General features: G+C 70.7%; 17 protein-coding genes. 16 read left to right on the top strand and 1 reads right to left on the bottom strand.

The window, feature by feature from the left end; translation table 11 throughout:
* Window positions 1-9: 9 nt before the first annotated feature.
* Window positions 10-1,365 (top strand): 3-deoxy-7-phosphoheptulonate synthase, encoded by a 1,356-nt coding sequence (locus tag SGFS_RS17865; protein WP_286251497.1) that lies wholly within the window; start codon window positions 10-12, stop codon window positions 1,363-1,365.
* Between the two features lie 73 nt (window positions 1,366-1,438).
* Here SGFS_RS17865 and SGFS_RS17860 read toward each other — a convergent pair whose 3' ends face one another.
* Window positions 1,439-1,942: a GNAT family N-acetyltransferase gene (locus SGFS_RS17860; RefSeq protein WP_286251496.1), complete on the bottom strand. Its 504-nt coding sequence runs from the start codon at window positions 1,940-1,942 to the stop codon at window positions 1,439-1,441.
* A 376-nt stretch (window positions 1,943-2,318) separates the two neighbouring features.
* On the opposite strand from SGFS_RS17860, the gene SGFS_RS17855 reads away from it, so the two are divergent.
* The 15 genes from SGFS_RS17855 (at window position 2,319) to SGFS_RS17785 (ending at window position 17,982) form a co-directional block, all read left to right on the top strand.
* Window positions 2,319-3,212: a fatty acid desaturase gene (locus tag SGFS_RS17855; RefSeq protein WP_286251494.1), complete on the top strand. Its 894-nt coding sequence runs from the start codon at window positions 2,319-2,321 to the stop codon at window positions 3,210-3,212.
* Window positions 3,205-4,140 (top strand): class I SAM-dependent methyltransferase, encoded by a 936-nt coding sequence (locus SGFS_RS17850; protein ID WP_286251493.1) that lies wholly within the window; start codon window positions 3,205-3,207, stop codon window positions 4,138-4,140. Before SGFS_RS17855 ends, SGFS_RS17850 begins: the two co-directional genes overlap by 8 nt.
* Before the next feature lie 79 nt (window positions 4,141-4,219).
* Window positions 4,220-5,158: a glycosyltransferase gene (locus SGFS_RS17845; protein ID WP_286251492.1), complete on the top strand. Its 939-nt coding sequence runs from the start codon at window positions 4,220-4,222 to the stop codon at window positions 5,156-5,158.
* Between the two features lie 85 nt (window positions 5,159-5,243).
* A complete protein-coding gene (locus SGFS_RS17840; RefSeq protein WP_286251491.1) occupies window positions 5,244-6,494 on the top strand; it encodes a nucleotide sugar dehydrogenase in 1,251 nt (416 codons plus the stop codon).
* Window positions 6,491-7,438 carry a sugar phosphate isomerase/epimerase family protein gene (locus tag SGFS_RS17835; protein ID WP_286251490.1) on the top strand — a complete coding sequence of 316 codons (948 nt, stop codon included), beginning with the start codon at window positions 6,491-6,493 and terminating at the stop codon, window positions 7,436-7,438. The genes SGFS_RS17840 and SGFS_RS17835 overlap by 4 nt, the downstream gene beginning before the upstream one ends.
* The gene (locus SGFS_RS17830) at window positions 7,431-8,630 is read left to right on the top strand and encodes a DegT/DnrJ/EryC1/StrS family aminotransferase (RefSeq protein WP_286251489.1); all 1,200 of its coding nucleotides are present in this window, start codon (window positions 7,431-7,433) and stop codon (window positions 8,628-8,630) included. The genes SGFS_RS17835 and SGFS_RS17830 overlap by 8 nt, the downstream gene beginning before the upstream one ends.
* Window positions 8,627-9,691, top strand: a complete 1,065-nt coding sequence (locus tag SGFS_RS17825) for an NAD-dependent epimerase/dehydratase family protein (protein ID WP_286251488.1) — start codon at window positions 8,627-8,629, stop codon at window positions 9,689-9,691. Before SGFS_RS17830 ends, SGFS_RS17825 begins: the two co-directional genes overlap by 4 nt.
* Window positions 9,658-10,923: a DegT/DnrJ/EryC1/StrS family aminotransferase gene (locus SGFS_RS17820; RefSeq protein WP_286251487.1), complete on the top strand. Its 1,266-nt coding sequence runs from the start codon at window positions 9,658-9,660 to the stop codon at window positions 10,921-10,923. Before SGFS_RS17825 ends, SGFS_RS17820 begins: the two co-directional genes overlap by 34 nt.
* The gene (locus tag SGFS_RS17815) at window positions 10,916-11,851 is read left to right on the top strand and encodes a GNAT family N-acetyltransferase (protein WP_286251484.1); all 936 of its coding nucleotides are present in this window, start codon (window positions 10,916-10,918) and stop codon (window positions 11,849-11,851) included. Before SGFS_RS17820 ends, SGFS_RS17815 begins: the two co-directional genes overlap by 8 nt.
* Window positions 11,848-12,534, top strand: coding sequence for a WbqC family protein (locus SGFS_RS17810; protein ID WP_286251482.1), 687 nt, complete (start codon window positions 11,848-11,850; stop codon window positions 12,532-12,534). Before SGFS_RS17815 ends, SGFS_RS17810 begins: the two co-directional genes overlap by 4 nt.
* Window positions 12,531-13,232, top strand: a complete 702-nt coding sequence (locus SGFS_RS17805) for a PIG-L deacetylase family protein (RefSeq protein ID WP_286251480.1) — start codon at window positions 12,531-12,533, stop codon at window positions 13,230-13,232. Before SGFS_RS17810 ends, SGFS_RS17805 begins: the two co-directional genes overlap by 4 nt.
* The gene (locus SGFS_RS17800) at window positions 13,229-14,692 is read left to right on the top strand and encodes an aldehyde dehydrogenase family protein (RefSeq protein ID WP_286251478.1); all 1,464 of its coding nucleotides are present in this window, start codon (window positions 13,229-13,231) and stop codon (window positions 14,690-14,692) included. Before SGFS_RS17805 ends, SGFS_RS17800 begins: the two co-directional genes overlap by 4 nt.
* A gap of 97 nt (window positions 14,693-14,789) precedes the next feature.
* Window positions 14,790-15,872 (top strand): LLM class flavin-dependent oxidoreductase, encoded by a 1,083-nt coding sequence (locus tag SGFS_RS17795; protein WP_286251477.1) that lies wholly within the window; start codon window positions 14,790-14,792, stop codon window positions 15,870-15,872.
* The gene (locus SGFS_RS17790) at window positions 15,869-17,038 is read left to right on the top strand and encodes a LuxE/PaaK family acyltransferase (protein WP_286251476.1); all 1,170 of its coding nucleotides are present in this window, start codon (window positions 15,869-15,871) and stop codon (window positions 17,036-17,038) included. Before SGFS_RS17795 ends, SGFS_RS17790 begins: the two co-directional genes overlap by 4 nt.
* 41 nt (window positions 17,039-17,079) lie before the next feature.
* A complete protein-coding gene (locus SGFS_RS17785) occupies window positions 17,080-17,982 on the top strand; it encodes an alpha/beta hydrolase family protein (RefSeq protein WP_286251474.1) in 903 nt (300 codons plus the stop codon).
* Window positions 17,983-17,986 lie beyond the last annotated feature (4 nt).

Genomic DNA, 17,986 nt, shown 5'->3' with positions numbered 1-17,986 from the left:
ACGGACTCCTTGACGGAGCCTCTGACGGACCTACCGGCCGCGCACGCCGAGACGAGCCGGCGCTCGCTGCCGGCCAGGCAGCAGCCCCGGTGGCCGGACCCGGTCGCACGGGACGCGGCGGTCGCCGCGCTCTCGGCGAGCCTGCCGCTGGTGGTGCCGCGCGAGTGCGATCGGCTCACCGGCCGGCTGGCCGCGGTCGCGCGCGGCGAGGCGTTCCTCGTCCAGGGCGGCGACTGCGCCGAGTCCCTGGAGGCGGTCGACGCCGCGTCCATCGGCCGCAGCGCGAGCCTGCTCCAGCAACTCGCCACCGTCTTCGGGTACGCGATGTCGCTGCCGACGGTCACGGTCGCGCGCATGGCCGGACAGTACGCCAAGCCGCGCTCGGCCCCGACCGAGGTGCGGGGCGGTGTGGAACTGCCGGTCTACCGGGGCGACGCGGTCAACGGCCACGCGTTCACGGCGGCCGACCGGACCCCCGACCCGCACCGGATGCTCCGCGTCTACCACGCGTCCGCCGCCACCCTGAACCTCGTCAGGGCGTACGTCGGCGGGGAGCACTCCGATCCCTCGTACGCCCTGGAGCGCGTCCTGCGGTTCGCGAACGCCTCGCCGGAGCGGGCCCACCACGCGGTGCTCGCCAAGGAGATCGAACGCGCGGGTGGCTTCACCGGGGCCGACGGCTGGTACACACCGGGCGAACTGTTCATGTCGCACGAAGGGCTGCTGCTGGACTACGAGTCGGCGCTGACCCGCGTCGACCCGGCCACCGGCCGCGCCTACGCCACGTCGGGCCATCTGCTGTGGATCGGCGAACGCACGCGGCAGCTCGACGGCGCGCACGTGGAGTACTTCGCCAAGATCAGCAACCCGATCGCGGTGAAGGTCGGACCGACCGCCACCGAGGACGAACTACTGCGCCTGATCGACCGGTTGTCCCCCGAGGGCGAGCCGGGCCGGCTCACCCTGGTGGTGCGCATGGGCGCGGACCGTATCCGGGCCGCGCTGCCCGCCCTGGTCGAGCGGGTCACGGCCGAGGGCCGTGCCGTGGCGTGGATCTCCGACCCGATGCACGGCAACACGATCACCGCGCCCACCGGCCACAAGACCCGCCGCCTCGACGACGTCAGGGCCGAACTCACCGCCTTCTTCGAGATCGTCCGCGCCCAGGGCGCCCACCCAGGCGGTGTCCACCTGGAACTGACGGGCGACGATGTGACGGAGTGCGTCGGCACGGACACCGGCTTCGACGACCTCCCCACCCGCTACCGATCGGTCTGCGACCCCCGGCTGAACCCCGCCCAGTCCCTGGATCTGGCCTTCCACCTCACCGAAGTCCTGACCACGGCGGGCTCGACGAGCTCCTGACCACGGCGGGCCCGACGGTGCGAGCTCCGCTGCCCCGTGCCACGCACGGAGCAGCGGGGTGAGTGGCGACCACTCAGAGCGGCTTGCGCATACAGGCCCGCGGCCACCTGTCCAGCCCGTGCGCGGCCTCAGCGGCCCGGATCTCGCGGAGCCCCGGCGTCCACTCCGACTCGGGCAGCAGCCGGAACCCGAGCTTCTCGTAGTACGGCCCGTTCCAGACCACCTCGGTGAAGGTCGTGAGGGTGAGTGCCGGCGCGCCCTGTGCCCTGGCCCAGTCCTCGGCGTGCTCGATGAGCGCCTTGCCGATCCGCTTGCCGGCATGGTCGGGATGGACGGACACCTGCTCCACATGCCCGTTGCCGTCCACCAGTTCCGCGATCAGATAGGCGACCGGCAGATCGCCGTCGTCCGCCCACACCCAGGCCCGGCCGTCCCGCTCGAACCCGCCGAGGACCTCCAGCGACGGCGGCGCGTCCTCCGCGACCGCGAGCATGCCGATGTCGGCGAAGACCTCTCCGGCGGCCCGCTCGATGTCCTGCAGAATCGGCAGTTCCGCCGCTCTGGCCAACCGGATCATGACACTCCTTCGTTCATCCCGTGTGTGCGTCGAAGGAAGATTAGCCGCCCATGACCGATCAGGGGCGAGCTTGGCTGAATACGAAATTCCGCTAGGGAATGAGTAGTGACTACTCAGGCCGCCTGACGGCCACCGTGTTGTGCTTGCACCCAGATGAGGACGCCGTCAAGGCACGGACATCTTCGCCGGACGGTTTCGCGGCCGGTTCAGAATTGAATTCGTAGTCGGAGTCGGATTCGCAGTCGGTTTCAAAGGGGGGAAAGAATTTATGGAGTCGGCAACGGGCGGGGACCGAAGGAAAGGGAATCCGGGGTCCCCGCACTTACCGTCGATCGTTTCCGAGGACGGCGTACGGTGGGTCGACTACCGCAGGACGTTGCAGCCCCGCTACGGAATCGTGTGGCGCGACATCGGCTTCTGCCATCTCTTTCTGGCCGTCGGCGCCCTCGCCGTCCCCGTCGCGTCGCAGGTGCTCCCCGCGGCGGCGACCGCCGCGCTCGTCGTACTCGCGGCCTGCTGGATCGGCTTCTGGCTGCACTCGCTGTTCCTGTTCGGTCACGAGGCCGCGCACACCAATCTCGCGTCGCGCCGCAAGACCAACGACCGGCTGGGTGACTGGTTCGTCTGGATCCTGTACGGCTCCACGACCGTCAACTACCGCTACACACACATGACCCACCACGCGCACCTCGGCGACCACGAGGACACGGAGACCACCTACCACCTGTGCCTCTCCGTCCTGAACATGCTCAAGGCGGTCACCGGAATCCATGTGCTGGAGGTCCTGCTCCGCAACCGGGGTCACAGCGAGAAACACAAGAAGTCCACGCGTACGTCCAGCGGCGTGCTGGCCTCGCTGCGCTCGGTCGTCGTGCACGCGGCGGTCGTCGCCGGCCTGCTCGCGGCGGGCTCCCGGCTCGGCGCGCTGACCTGGGTCATCGCGGTCGGAGCGGTGTTCCCGCTGCTGGCGACCGTACGGACGATCGTCGAGCACCGGCAGCTGGAGGCCCCCTGCGACGTCGACTTCTCGGTCGAGCTGCACGGGCCGGTGAACCGGCTGTTCGGGACGGGGCCGGTGTCGCGGACCTTCGGCTCGGCCGGCTTCAACCAGCACCTGCTGCACCACTGGGATCCGGCGATCTCGTACACCCGCTTCGCGGAGATGGGGGAGTTCCTTTCCCGCACCCCGCTCGCCGCGGAGATGGAGGCCAGTCGCACCGGCTACGGCGCGGCCTTCAGGACGCTGATAAGGGAGGCTCGTCATGGCTGAGAAACTGATGGCTTGCCCGGTCTGCGGAGAGACCGCGGTCGAGTTGTTCGCCAAGGCGTACGACAAGGAATACTTCACCAGCGACAAGCAGTACAGCTACGCACGTTGCCCGTCGTGCACCGCCGTGTACCTGGATTCGCCGCCCGCGGACCGGCTCGACGAGATCTATCCGCCGAACTACTACTCGTACGGCGGCATCGCCGAGTCGACCAATTTCACCGAGCGCGTCAAGGAATGGCTCGACGTGCGCATGCTCGCCAAGGTGCTCAAGGGAATACCTGGCGAAAAACTGCGGGTGCTCGACGTCGGCGGCGGGGCCGGCTGGCTGCTCACCACCGTGCGCCGGGCGGACGAGCGGGTCACGGAGACCCACGAGGTCGATCTGCAGGAGGAGGCCGCGCGGGCGGCCGAGGCGGCGGGCCACGTCTACCACTGCATGCCCATCGAGGAGTTCACGTCGGACGAGCCGTTCGACCTGATCCTGATGATGAGCATCATCGAGCACGTGCCCGACCCGCGCAGGGTCATGGCCGCGATGACCGGCCTGCTGTCAAAGAACGGCGTCCTGCTGATGAAGACGCCCAACACCGCCACGGTCGACGCGCGTGTCTTCCGCCATCGCAACTGGGGCGGACTGCACTGCCCGAGGCACTTCGTCCTGTTCACCGAGCCCGGCCTCGACCGGCTCGGCGCCGAGGTGGGCCTCGTCAAGTCGGACAGCTACTACACCCAGGGCGCCCCCCAGTGGGCGATCAGCGTGATGGCGTGGCTCAGCGACCGCGGCTGGATCAAGGTCACTCCGCAGCGGCCCGCCTACATGAACCGGGTGTACGAGCCGCTGACCGCGTTCTTCGCCGCCATCGACTTCGCGCGCGCCAGGTTCGCGCCCACCGCCCAGATGATGATCAGTTTCAAGCGATCCGCCTGATACGTGTTCAAACGATCCGCCTGATACGTGCCGCCTGATGGCAGAGGCCGTCAGAGCCGGCCACGACCGTAGGGACAACATGAGCCGGATACTCAACGAGCAGCACACCGACTCGGCCGACAGCGTGGACCTCAGCTTCGTCATCCCCATGTACAAGGAGGAGGACATAGCCCGGGAGGCCGTGGAGCGGGCGGTGCGGGTCGGCAAGAACTGGGGCCGTTCCTTCGAGGTGCTCGCCGTCGACGACGGCAGTACGGACGCCACCCCGCGCATCCTGGCCGAACTACGGGCCACGACACCGGAGTTCCGCTGGGTCCAGCTCCGCCCGAACTGCGGGCAGCCCGCGTCGAGCAAGGCGGGCATGCTCTCCGCACGCGGCGCGATGGTCTGCGTGCTCGACGCCGACATGCAGACCCCGCCCGAGGTGGTGCCGCAGCTGGTCGCCGCGCTGGAGCAGGAAGGCCCCGACGTCGCCGCGGTGTTCGGGGTGACGTCCACCCGCAAGCGCGACGACCCGGCGCGGCTGCTGGCCGGGCAGGCGGTGTTCTACTTCCTGGAGACCCGCTTCGGCAGGCACCCGATCCCGCACGGCGCCAGCTCGTTCTTCGTCATGCGCCAGGACGTCGCCCGCAGGCTGGGCGACCTCACGTTCACCAAGGGCAACGTCGGCGCGATCATGGCCGCGCTCGGACTCGGCATGCGCACGGTCTCCTACGTCAAACCCAAGAGTTACCGCGACGATTCCCGGCTGGGCCTGCGCGGCCACGTCGAGGAGGCGGTGGGATCGCTCGCGCTGACCGGGGTGCTGAGCCGGTTCGGCCTGGCCGGCGGGGCGGCGGCCGCGATCGCGGGCGCCCGGTCCGGCAGGCGATGGGTCCGCGTGGCGGCCGGTCTCGCGGCGGCCACGTCGCTGGGGTCGGTGGCCGCCGCCGAGCGGTTCAACAGGCGCTCGCTGCGGGTCTCCAGCACCCCGCTGCCGATGTTCGAAGGCGAAGCGGCGGTCCTGGAGCAGGTCTGAACACCCGCCCGTCCACCACGGGCGAAGCCATGGGCACGTCCGGGGCCGGGCGCTGCCACAACCGATTACGACGAAAGGGGGGAACGTGCGAGTCGCAGCCATCGGGCAGGGGTACGTGGGTCTGCCGCTTTCCATCGCCATCGCGTCCTCGGGCCACACCCTTTACGCGGTCGAGATAGACCCGGCCCGGTTCGAGTCACTGCGGGCCTGTCGGTCGTACCTCGTCGACGTCACCGACGAGGAACTGCGCAGAGAGACCGAGAACAAGCGCTACGTGCCGGTGAACGACCTGGCCGAGGTGCCGGAGGTCGACATCTACGTCATCTCCACACCCACTCCGCTCACTGAGGAGAAGACACCCGATCTCACCTATCTCGACCGGGCGTTGGCGCAGATCGCCCAGGTCGCGAGGCCGGGCGCCCTGATCGTGATCGAGTCGACGATCTTCCCCGGCGCGACCCGCCGGCACATCGCGCCCCTCTTCGAGGAGCTCTCCGGACTGAAGCCGGGCGTCGACGTGTTCTTCGCCTACAGCCCGGACCGGGTCGACCCCGGCCGCGACAGCGTGCTCTGCGACGTGCCCAAGCTGGTCTCCGGCCTCGACGCCCCGTCGCTCGACGCGATCAGCGACTTCTACGGGACGGTCTTCAAGGAGGTCGTACCGGTCTCCAGCTGTGAGGTGGCCGAGTTCACCAAGCTCCTGGAGAACACCTTCCGCTATGTGAACATCGCCTTCGTCAACGAACTGAGCAAGGCGACCTCGCAGATGAACATCAGTCTGCGCGAGGTGATCTCCGCCGCGTCGACCAAGCCGTTCGGCTACATGCCGTTCCACCACGGGCCGGGCGTCGGCGGGCACTGCCTGCCCAACAACGTGCACTACCTCAACCACGCGCTGAACTCCGCGGGGCACAAGAGCGAACTGCTCAACGCGGCGGCCGAGATCAACGACTCGATGCCGCGGCACGTGATGCAGCGGCTGGCCACGTGCCTGGAACGGCAGGGCAAGAGTCTGCAGGGCGCGACCGTGCTCATCCTCGGAGTCGCGTTCAAGTCGGGGGTGGCGGACTCGCGCAACTCGCCCGCGCTCGCCATCGGCGCCGAACTGGTCAGCATGGGCACCACGGTCAAGGTCACCGACCCGTGGCTGGGCATCGACATGGCCTCCCAGTCGTTCACCGCCGTCGAGCTGACCGCGGAGGAGTGCCGCGGCGCCGACGCCGTACTGCTGGTGACCGACCACGAGGAGATCGACTACGACACGGTCCTCGCCTCCTCGAACCTGATCCTCGACTGCCGGGGCACGCTCAACGCCGCGGAGGTCGAGCAACTGTGAGCGGAGCGCGAGCGACGCTGCGGCTGACCTTCGACGGCCTGCGGCGCGGCCAGATCGACACCCGGTGGGCCCGTGAACTCGGCGGCCTCGAGGCGTATGTCTTCGACGGCGACGACATCGCCGACGAGGACCAGTGGCGGACGCTGGGCGAGAACCTGCGTCACGCGTCGGACCTCGGAGCCCGGGCGCTGACCCTGCACTTCCCGACGGAGAACGCCGACTGGGTCGCCGACCGAGCCGTCTACGACCGGCTGCGCCGGTTCTGCGACCTGGCCGCCGAGACGGGTGCCCGGGGCGTCGTGCTGCACGCGAACCAGTTCGTCTCCCTGGCCGACTGGCCCACGTTCGACCTGCCCACCACCCGGGCCGGGGTGGTGGACAGGGTCGCCGAGCTCGACGAGTACCTGGGCGACTCGCCGATCTGGATCGGCATCGAGAACCTACCGGTCATCGGCGCCCAGGGAATCGACTTCGACTCGGTCTTCGTACGGCCGGCCGACTTCGACCCGCTCGCCGAACTCGGCTCGGACCGCGTCGGGGTCACCTGGGACGTCTGCCACTGGGCGGTGACGTACTCGACGCTGACCGCGATGGCACGGCTGGAGCAGCGACCGGACCCCGTGTCCGCGTTCGAGCTCCCCGCGCTGCCCGTCAAACACGTGCACTTCGCCTCCTTCTCCGGGCACGCCATGCCGACCTGGCCGGACCAGTGCCTCGAAGGCGTACCGCCACTGGCCGGCGACATCTCGCCCGACCTGCTCGCGGGCATGCTCGCCGCCGCCCTCGACGCGGCGACCGGCGACGGGGGAGAGACCGGCGTCGTCTTCGAGGTGCAGGAGAGCGACTACGAGAGCCGCAAGAACTGCTGGGCGACCTACGACTGGCTGGCGTCAGTCCCCGAACTGGCCGCGCGCGTCGACTGCACGAGGAGGGCCGATGGCTGAACCCGAACTGCCCTACGCCCGCCCCCACTGGGACGCCGAGGAAGCCGCGGCCCTGATGACGACCCTGGAGTCCGGGTTCTGGACCAACGGCGGCCAGGTGCTGCGGTTCGAGGAGGAACTCGGGCGCCTCACCGGTGCGCCCACGGTCACCGTGTCGAGCGGAACCAGCGCGGTCTTCGCACTGCTGCACGCGCTGGGGCGTTCGGTGTCCGGGCCGAAGCTGCTCGTGTCACCGGCGCTCAACTTTGCAGCGGCCCCGGCCTCCGCCAAGCTGCTCGGCTGGGACGTCGCCCTGTGCGACGTGATCGCCGACGACCTGACCGTGTGCCCCGCGAGCCTCGCCGAACTCCTGGACCGCGTGCACCTCGACTACGCCAGGATCGTCGTGCTGCCCGTTCACTACGCGGGTCACTCGGCCGACATGGCCGCACTGTCGGCGCTGTGCGAGCGCTACGGCGCGGACCTGGTCGAGGACGCCTGCCACGCGATCGGCGGCACCTACGACGGCACCCTGCCGGTGGGCTCGTGGCTGACGTCCGTCGCGGCGTACTTCAGCTTCCACCCGACCAAGCCGGTCGCGGCCGGCGAGGGCGGCGCGGTCAGCACGACGGACCCGGCGCTGCTGCGGGAACTGCGCGCGCTGCGCAACCACAACATGTCGCCGGTCGACGCGCACACCGGCGATCACGACCCATGGCCGTACTCGATCCCGGCGCCGGGACTGAACCTGCGCCTGTCGGAGTTCAACGCGGCCGTCGGCGCGGTGCAGGCGGGCCGGGCGGAGGAGTCCCGGCTGGAGCGCGCCCGGCTGGCCGCGCGCTACCACGAGCGGCTGGACGGACTGCCGTTCGTACGCGCCGTGCCGGGGCAGCGGCGCGCCGGGTCCGCGCACCATCTGTTTCCCGTCGTCTTCGACGTCGAGGGCCTCGGAATGTCCAAGAAGGACCTGCTGGACACCTTCTTCTCCCGCCGGATCCGGTGCCAGGTGCACTACACGCCGCTGCACCGGCTGCCCGCGTTCGCCGATATCGGACCACGGCTGACGACGTCGTTCACCACGGTGGACACCGCTTTCCCCGGACTGGTCTCGCTGCCGCTGTGGCGCGGGATGACCGACGACGACTGCGACCGGGTCGCCGACGCCGTCGCCGGGATCGTGCACGGATCGACCCACGCGAGGGGGAGGGCATGACCGAGTCACGCGAGGGGGAGGGCATGAGCGAGCGGCACACCGCGCCACGCACGTTGATCACCGGCGGATTCGGCTTCCTGGCCACCTGGGTCGCCGCCGGTCTGGTCCGCTCGGGCCACCGGGTGGTCCTGGTCGACAACCGGGAACCGGAGGGCACGCCCGCCTGGCTCTCCGGGCTGCTGGGCGACGCCGCCGTGGAGACCGGCCGGGCCGACATCACCGAGCGCGGCTCGCTCGACGAGTTCGGCGAGGTCGACCACGTGGTCCACGCCGCCGCGCTGCTCGGCGTGAACAAGGTGCGCAGCGCGCCCCGCGAGACCCTGCGGGTCAACATCGACGGCACCGCGGTCGCCCTGGACTACGCCGCCCGCAATCCACGGCTGCGCCGCTTCCTGCTGCTGAGCACCAGCGAGGTGTACGGCAGCGACGCCAAGGGCGCGGAGGAGAACGAGTGGCTGTCGGTACGCGCCGACGACCCGCGCTGGTCCTACGCGGTCAGCAAGGTCACGGCGGAGTCGATGACCGCGGCCTGGGGCACCGAGGACGACCTGCCGTTCGCGATCGTGCGGCCCTTCAACGTCTACGGCCCCTACCGGACCGGCGCGTACGCGGTCGGAGTCCTGGCGGCGCAGGCCGTGGCCGGGCAGCCGATCACCGTGCACGGCGACGGCTCGCAGTCACGGGCCTGGTGCCACGCCGAGGACTTCGCCGCCGGCCTGATCCGCGCCCTGCAGGTGCCCGAGGCCGTCGGAGAGGCCTTCAACATCGGCGACGACACCAACGACATGACGGTGGCGGAACTGGCCGGGCTGACCCGCGACCTCAGCGGAACCCCGGCCGGGATCGAACACATCCCGCACACCGGCCCGGACATCCAGTCGCGCAAGCCCGACCTGACCAAGGCCCGCACCCTGCTGGGCTACCGGCCCAGCCGCGACTTCGAGGCCGGACTGCGCGAGACGATCGAGTGGGTCCGCGGGGGCGGCGGCGCATTGCCGCTGCGCCTGGAGCGCACCGACTGGCCGCGGTGGAACGACCAGGCGGGGGCACGGCGACCGTGATCCTCGACCGGACCGAGCCGTCCGACCTGTGGTACGCGCCCCCGCCGCGCCGCCCGGTCGGCTATCTCCACCCCTCCCGCATGACCGCGGGCCGCCTGGCCGCGACCATGGGCGCGGCGGCCCGGGCGGGGCACGCCCGCACGGACCTCGCCGCCCGGCTGCGCGAGCACACCGGACGGAAGCGGTGCGTCCTGACCGCGACCGGGCGCGCCGCGCTCGCACTCGCGGTGCGGCAGACCGGTGCGGACGAGGTCGTGCTGTCCACCTTCAACTGCTCCGCCGTGGCGGACGCCGTCCTCGCGGCGGGTGCCCGGCCGGTGCTGGTCGACGCGGATCCCGAGCGGGGCCCCGCGTTCACCTCGGTGGACCTCACCGGCCGTGCGGTGGTGCTGACCAACGGGCTCGGCCTGGACGAGTGGTCGGCCCACGCGGCCCGGATCGCCGAGCGCGGCGGCCAGGTGGTCCTCGACCTGGCGCAGGCCGGCGTCTCGCCCTCGGTGCTGCGCCGGTTCCGGGAGTCCGGCTGCCCCATCGTGCTGAGCTTCGGCGAGGGCAAGCCGCTCGGCGGACTCGGCGGCGGGGCGCTGCTCACCTCGGCGCCGGTCACCGGCGGGGGAGGACTGCGACGCGGCGGGGAACTGGCTCCGCTGCGGCGGGCGGTGGCCTCGCGGCTCGTCGCCCACGCGCCGGGTGTGGTCCGTGCCGCGGTGCGGCGGGCCGAGGCCCGCACGCCCGGCTGGTCGCACACCAAGGCCGACCATCTGCCCGCCGAGGCGGGCGAGGTGCGCCAGGACGATCCGTCGCGCTGGGAGATCGCGTCGGCGGCCGCCCTGCTGCGGACCGCGTCCGGCGTCGCGGACGCTGCCGCGGCCCTCCACGAACGGGTCCGCGCCGCGGTGGCCGGCGAGCTGACGACCTGTGAGCCGATCGCCGCCGACCCCGACCTCGGGCCGGGCGTCGAGCTGCTGTTCCGGCGCCCCGGACAGCGGTTCCCGTTCGCCCGGGCACTGGCCGAACGCGGCGTTCCCAGCACATGGAACTACTACCCGCTCCACAGGCTCGCCCCGTACGCCCGGTTCGCGGCGGGGCCGATGACGGCCGCGGACTCGCTGTGGCCGCGCGTGCTGACGGTGGCCAAGCAGCCGCAGCCGCGGCTCACGGCACGGCTGCTGGTGGAAGCGATGATCGCGGCCGACCGGTCGGTGCGGGACCAGGAGGCCGGCCGTGGCTGAACCGGGGGAGAAGGCCGTCGTGTCGGTGCTGTCGGAGTCCGCGTGGGACGCCCGGCTGGCGGCCGCGCGGGCGGAGCTGCCGTTCGCGCGGCGCCACTGGCTCGCCCTCGGCCTCGCGGACTCGCCACAGCTGCGGCTCGTCCCGACGGCCGTGCGGTGGGGGCAGTCCGACGAGGTCCTGGTGCCGCTGTGCGTGTCCGGCAGGCGGGCGCAGATCGGCTGCTACGGCTACGGCTCCCTGGCCGGGCCCGCCGCCCGGCGGGGTGAGCCGGTCGACTTCGCGGACCTCGCCGAGGCCGTGTGCCGCGACCAGGGGCTGGCCGAACTGACCACGCTCCTGCCACCGGAGGGCGCCTTCCCGGGCCTGGACCGGCAGAGCGGGCACTGGCCGACCCGGCCCGGCCGGGACACGTACCTCCTCGACCTCGGCGAGGGCGCGCGGGTGGTGTGGCAGGCGGCCAGGGGCAGCTGCCGTACGGCGGTCCGGCGGGCCGGCGCACTCGGTCTCGTCGCGTCCGCCGCGGTGCCCGGGCACGAGGACGAACTGCTGCGACTGCACCGGCAGACGCTGGCGCGCCATGACGTGGAGTCGGCGCTGAGCGCGCCGGACCTCGCGTTCCTCGTCGGCGGCGACCACGCCGTCACCACGGTGGTCGCCGACGACGACGGGCTCCACGCGGCATCGGTGTTCGCGGTGGGCGCGGCGGGCGCGTTCCACATCATGCAGCTGACCTCCGAGCGCGGCCGCGCCGCCAACGCCGGTCACCTGGCGTTCTGGTCGGCGGTCACCGAGCTGGCCGAGCGCGGTGTCCGGACGGTCGATCTCGGCGCGGCGACCGGAGAGGGCCACGCGAGGTTCAAGACGGGCTGGGGCGCGGTCGCGGCGGCGGCACGCGTCGTCCACTGGCGGAACGGAGAGGCACGATGATCATCAGCGCGCACCAGCCGGCCTATCTGCCGTGGCTGGGCTACTTCGCCAAGATCGCCCGCTCGGACCTGTTCGTCCTGCACGACCGCAGCCGGATCGGCCGGCGGAACATGCTCAACCGCAACAAGATCGGCGGCCCGGGCGGCGAACTGCTCCTGACCATTCCCCTCGACCATGCGGACCTGCGGGCCGAGCGGCCCCTCGACGAGGTGCGGCTGGTCGACGACGGCTGGCGGCGCAGGCACTGGAAGGCCATTCAGATGGCCTACCGCCGGGCCCCGTACTTCCGGCTGCACACGGACTTCCTGGAGGCCTACTACGCGACCGAGTTCGCCACGCTCGACGACGTGTGCCTGCCGTTCATCGACTACTGCCTCGACCAGCTCAAGATCGACTGCCCGGTGCACCGGATCTCCCGGCTCCAGCTGCCCGAGTTCGACCGCCAGACGATCATCCCGCTGCTGTGCGAGACGTTCGGCGCCGACACGTTCATCGCGGGACCGCAGGCGGCGAACTACCTGGAATCCGCCGGCCTGAAGGACATCCGGATCGACTACTTCCACTACGCGCACCCCGTCTACCCGCAGACGGGCGACAGCTTCCTCTCGCACCTGTCGGTGCTCGATCTGTTGATGAACTGCGGGCCGGAGAGCGCCGACATCGTCAGGGGGACCCCGTCATGAGCACGGTGCTCGCCGTCGTCGCACACCCCGACGACGAGGTGATCGGCCCGGGCGGCACGCTGGCCCGGCACGCCGAGGCAGGGGACGAGGTGCACGTACTGATCCTCGCCGAGGGCAAGACGTCCCGGGCGGACGACCCGGACCCCGGGGCCAGCGCGGCACTGTCGGCGCAGGAGACGGAGGCGTCCCGCGCGGCCCTGGGGAGCACCGCGGTGCACCGGCTCGACCTCGCCGACAACCAGCTCGACACCTACCCGCTGCTCACCCTCGCCCAGCAGGTCGGCGCGGTCGTCGAACGGCTCGCCCCGCACACCGTCTACACGCACCACAGCGGCGACCTCAACGTCGATCACGAGCTGACGGCCCGCGCCTGCATGATCGCGTGCAGACCGCACGCGAGTCCGGTGCGCTGGCTGCTCGGGTTCTCCACGCTGTCGGCCACCGACGCCGGTTACGCGGGCCGCGACCCCTTCGTGCCCGCCCTCTACAGCGACATCACCGACACGCTGGACCGCAAGCTCGACGCGATGCGCTGCTACCGCTCGGAACTACGGGACTTCCCCCACCCGCGCTCACTCAAGGCCATCGGTCTGCAGGCCGAACTCTTCGGCGCGCACGCCAACACCGCCGCGGCGGAGGCGTTCTCCGTGCTGCGCGGCGCCTGGGGCCCACACATCAGTCAGTCGAAGGAGGTGTGACCGCTGTGGCCGGTCACTTGGCGCCGCCGGCGCCGACGAAGGTGAAGAACCATCCGTTCATGGTGTGGGGCCGACGCGTCGAGCCCGATGGCGACGCCCGCGTGCTGGAGTTCCCCAACGGAGCGAGGAGCGCGGTCCCGCTGCTGACCCCGGCGCTCGCCGATCAGCTGCGCCACCCTCCGACCGAGCTCGCCGAGACCCCGCTGCAGGAGATCGTCGCCTACCTCAACCGGATCGGGCACCTGTGGAACAACGAGGAGTACGCGCGCCGCAGGCTCTACATCCGTGAGCTCAAGCGGATGCACGGCTACTCGCAGCAGATGGCCGACGCCGAAGCCGATCTGATCTCGACGACCCTGCGGGCGCACGGGCACCTGCACGACATGGTGGCCGTCGAGCTGGGCCACCGGCAGATCATGGACCGCTGGATTCCCCGTGAGGACGCCGAGGTGCGGGCCTACCCGCGAGGGCGCAGCGTGCACATCCTGCCGGGCAACGTCCCGTACTCGACCACGGTTTCCCTGGTCCGCGCGCTGCTCACCAAGAACACCTCGGTGCTCAAGTACGCCGCGGGCGAGCCCGTCACCGCGGTCGTACTGGCGCAGAGCTTCACCGACATCGACCCCGACCACCCGGTGACCCGATCGGTGAGCGCGGTGTTCTGGGAGCGGGACAGCGAGCTGGGCCGGCAGGTCCTCGCGGACGCCGATGTGATCTGCGCGTGGGGCGGCGCCGAGGCGGTGAACACGGCCTACCGGAACTGCTCGTCCGAGGCGATAGTGGTCCCCTACGGCCCGCGCCGCAGCTTCACCGTCGTCGGCAAGGACGCCGACATGGCGCGGGCGGCCCGCGGTATCGCGCACGACGCGTCGATGTACGAACAGCGCGCCTGCTTCTCCACGCACCAGGTGTTCACCGACGCCGACCCCGAGGAGTTCGCCGACCGGCTCCAGGCCGAGCTGGTGCGCTACGAGGACATGCTGCCGCGCACGTCGGTCACCGCCGACGAGGCCGCACAGGCGTCGATGGAGGTCGCCGCCCAGCGGTTCCTCGGCCGGCGGACCCGTACCGGCTCCTGGGGATCGATCCTGATCACCGACCCGGCCACGGTCACCGAACTGCCCAGCGCCCGCACGGTGTTCATCCATCCGGTCAAGGACCTGGCCGAGGTGGCGCAGTGGGTCGACCCGACGGTGCAGACCATCGGCCTGGCCCCGTGGACGCTGCACGAACGGCTGCGCCACGAGCTGGCCCGGCGCGGCGCCTGCCGGTTCGTCGAGGCCGGGCTGTCGCCCCTGTTCCGGCTCGGCGGCTCCCACGACGGCCTCCAGCCGCTGCAGCTGATGACCCGGATGGTCTCGGTCGAGGCGCCACGGCTCGACTACGGCAAGGGAATGGTCGTACCGATCGACCAGTCGGAGTTCCTGGAGCACCGCCGTCTGCGCGACCTGCTCATGTGACGGACCGCATCCGACTCCCGTCTTTCCACGGCCGATCCGGCCCCTTCACGGCCGATCCAGGCCTTCGCAACGGACAACTGATCAGAGGAGAAAACTGATGGACATGGGCGTGATGCTCACGACGGCCCACCCCGACCACTGGACCGAGACGGAGGTCTTCGACAACTCGATCGACTTCGCCGTCGCCGCCGACGAGCTCGGCTACCAGTCGGCGTGGCTGCTCGAGCACCACTTCACCCGCTACGGTCTGTGCCCGAACACGCTGACCATGGCCGGCTACGTGCTCGGCAAGACCAAGCAGATCAAGGTCGGCACGGCGGTGGTCATCCTGCCGCTGGACCACCCCATCCGTATCGCCGAGCAGACCAACATGCTCGACCAGCTCAGCCACGGCCGGTTCATCCTGGGTGTGGGCCGCGGCTACTTCCCGAAGGACTTCGAGGCCTTCGGTGTGGACCCGGCCAAGTCGCACGTCCTGCAGACCGAGTACGTCGACGTCATCCGCAGCATCTGGGAGACCGGCAGCGCCAAGTGGGACGGCCAGGAGATAACCCTGCCCGATGTGACGCCGTTCCCCACGCAGTACACCCGCCCGAACCCGCCGATGTACGGCGTGGGCCAGTCCCCCTCGACGATCGAGTGGGCCGCCTCCCGCGGCCTGCCGCTGATCATGCCCGTCATCGGTACGCACGAGGCGATGCGCTCCATCCTCGACCTCTACAACGAGACCGCCGAGAGCCACGGCATCGACCCGACCACCGTGGAGCACGCCATGTGCACCGTCGCCCACGTCGCCAACACCACGCAGGAGGCGCGGGACGAGATCTGGAAGCACATGTGCTGGTGGGAGCAGGAGCACGACGACGCCGCGTTCACCATGGAGCAGCTCCAGAAGCTGCCGAACTACCGCTTCCAGTACGGCGAGTGGCAGGCCGCCGCGCTGCGCGGCGACCGCACCAACGCGGACTTCACCAACTACATGCTGGACCACAGCATCGTGGGCAGCGTGGAGGAGTGCGTGGACCGCATAGGCCGCACCATGGAGGTCACCGGCGTACGCAACTTCCAGCTCGGTGTGGAGGCCACCCTCAACCGCGGCCGGATCCTCGAGAACATGAACATGTTCGCCGAGGAAGTCCTGCCGCGCGTCGGCTGGAAGCCCAACGGGGCCACCTCGTGACCACTCCGACCGGCGCCGGGCCGCGTTCGTCCGGTCCGCTCACCGGCACCGAGTTCGCCGAACTCGACCGGCTGATCTTCGAGGACGACGACTGGTGGGCGATGCCGAGCGCGGACCAGACCGCGCTGCGCCACCGGCTCGTCACCGCGGCGGTGACCCACCACCTGGAGCACAGCGCGGACTACCGCCGGTTCGCCGAGGCGAGCGGGTTCACCCTCGCGGACCTCGACGACCCGGCCGGCCTGGCGCGGGTGCCGCAGTTCCCCACCCGGATGTTCAAACGGATGGAGATCCGCAGCGTCCCCGCGCAGGACTGCGACGTGTTCAAGTCCAGCGGCACCAGCGGCACCCAGAGCAGGGTCTGGCGGGACGAACCGTCCCTGGAGCGGCTCGCCGGCTCGCTGCGCCCCGAGGGAGACATCTGGCGCACCCTCTACGGCGACATCGATCTCGACGACGACGGCGAGATGGTGCACCTCGGCCCGCACCGCCATGAGGCGGACGGCGTGTGGATCAGCTACCTCATGACCCTGGTCGAGATGTTCGCCGCCACCCGCTCCTACGTCCACGACGGGGTGCTGTGGCTGCAGGACGCCGTACGCGACGTGGGGACCGCGCTGGCCGACGGACGGTTCGTCTGTGTGGCGGGCCCGCCGGTGTTCGTGGCGGAACTGCTGCGGCACATGGCGGACAACAGCATCAAGCTGTCCGCGGGCGACCGGATGGCGGTGATCACCGGCGGCGGCTGGAAGAAGAACGAGTCCACCAGGCTCGACCCGGACGAGCTGCGCTCGCTCGCGATGGACACCTTCGGCCTGGCCTCGGCGTCCCAGGTGCGCGACGTGTTCAACCAGGTCGAACTGAACACGGCGTTCATCGAATGCGAGCACCACCGCAAGCACGTGCCGCCATGGGTCGAGGTGATCGTGCGCGACCCGCACGATCTCGCCCCGGTCCCGGCCGGGCGGCCCGGCCTCATGTCCTATCTGGACCCGACGGCGCGCAGCTACCCGTGCTTCCTGCTGGCGGAGGACTTCGGAACCGCCGAGACCGACACCTGCCCGTGCGGGCGCGGCGGCACCACGGTCGACATCCACCGCAGGATGCGGACGTCCAGCCACCACGGCTGCGCCCTGCGCCTCGCCGAGACCGTGCGGACCGCCTGACCGGCAGGACGGACAAGAGACACATCAACGGAGGGAGAGCCATGTCGACAGAGTGCTTCGACGTGAAGACCAAGGAGGGCAGGACCGTCGCGGTGTGGCGGGACAGCCCGCCGGACAAGGACGCCACCGGGCCCGTCGTCGTCATGGCGCCGGGGTTCGGCCAGCGGATGCGCAGCTCCGGGGTGCTCGCGCTGATGCTGACGTACAACGGCGCCACGGTGTACCGGTTCGACGCGCTCGACCATGTCGGGCTCAGCGACGGCGAGATCGTCGACTACTCCACCACCCAGCTGATGGAGGCCCTCACGGCCGTGGTCGACACCGTGTGCGAACGCGAGGGGGTGGCGTCCGTCTCGATGGTTGCCACCAGCCTCTCGGCGCTGCCGGTGCTGCAGCTCGCGGCGGACAGGAAGTGCGCGGACAACATCGCGCTGATGCTCGGTGTGGTCAACGGCAGGCAGACCCTGCTCAAGGTGCTCGACACCGACTATCTGGACTGGGAGTTGGACGACCTGCCGGCCCGGGTGCAGATCGACAAGCACTCGGTGGACCCGCGTCCGATCGTCGCGGAGACCAGGGTCGTGGGCTGGTGGGAGCTGTCCGCCACGGTCGACGCCCTGTCGGTGCTCAACATCCCGGTGCGCAACTTCGTCGCCACCGACGACGACTGGGTCGACATCGCCGATGTGCGCACGGCGTTCGAGGCCGCCAACCTCGACCAGGGCAACGTCGTCGAGGTCGCGGTCTCCGGGCACGCGCTGCTGCGCAACCCGGTGGCTCTCAAAGCCCTGTTGACGGATGTGACCCGCAGCCTGGTCGGCGGTGACGACGAGCCGGTCATGCCGAGCTTCGAGGAGATCGTCTCGCTGCGCGGTTCCGAACGCGAACTCGAGCGCCGGCATCTGGCCTCCCGCACCGGCGGCCGGACAGAACCCACGGAGTAGGTCT

It is taken from the genome of Streptomyces graminofaciens (assembly GCF_030294945.1).
Classification (GTDB): Bacteria; Actinomycetota; Actinomycetes; order Streptomycetales; family Streptomycetaceae; genus Streptomyces; species Streptomyces graminofaciens.
Note: the sequence above shows the minus strand (reverse complement) of the source record. Positions and strands in the feature narration are given on the sequence as shown.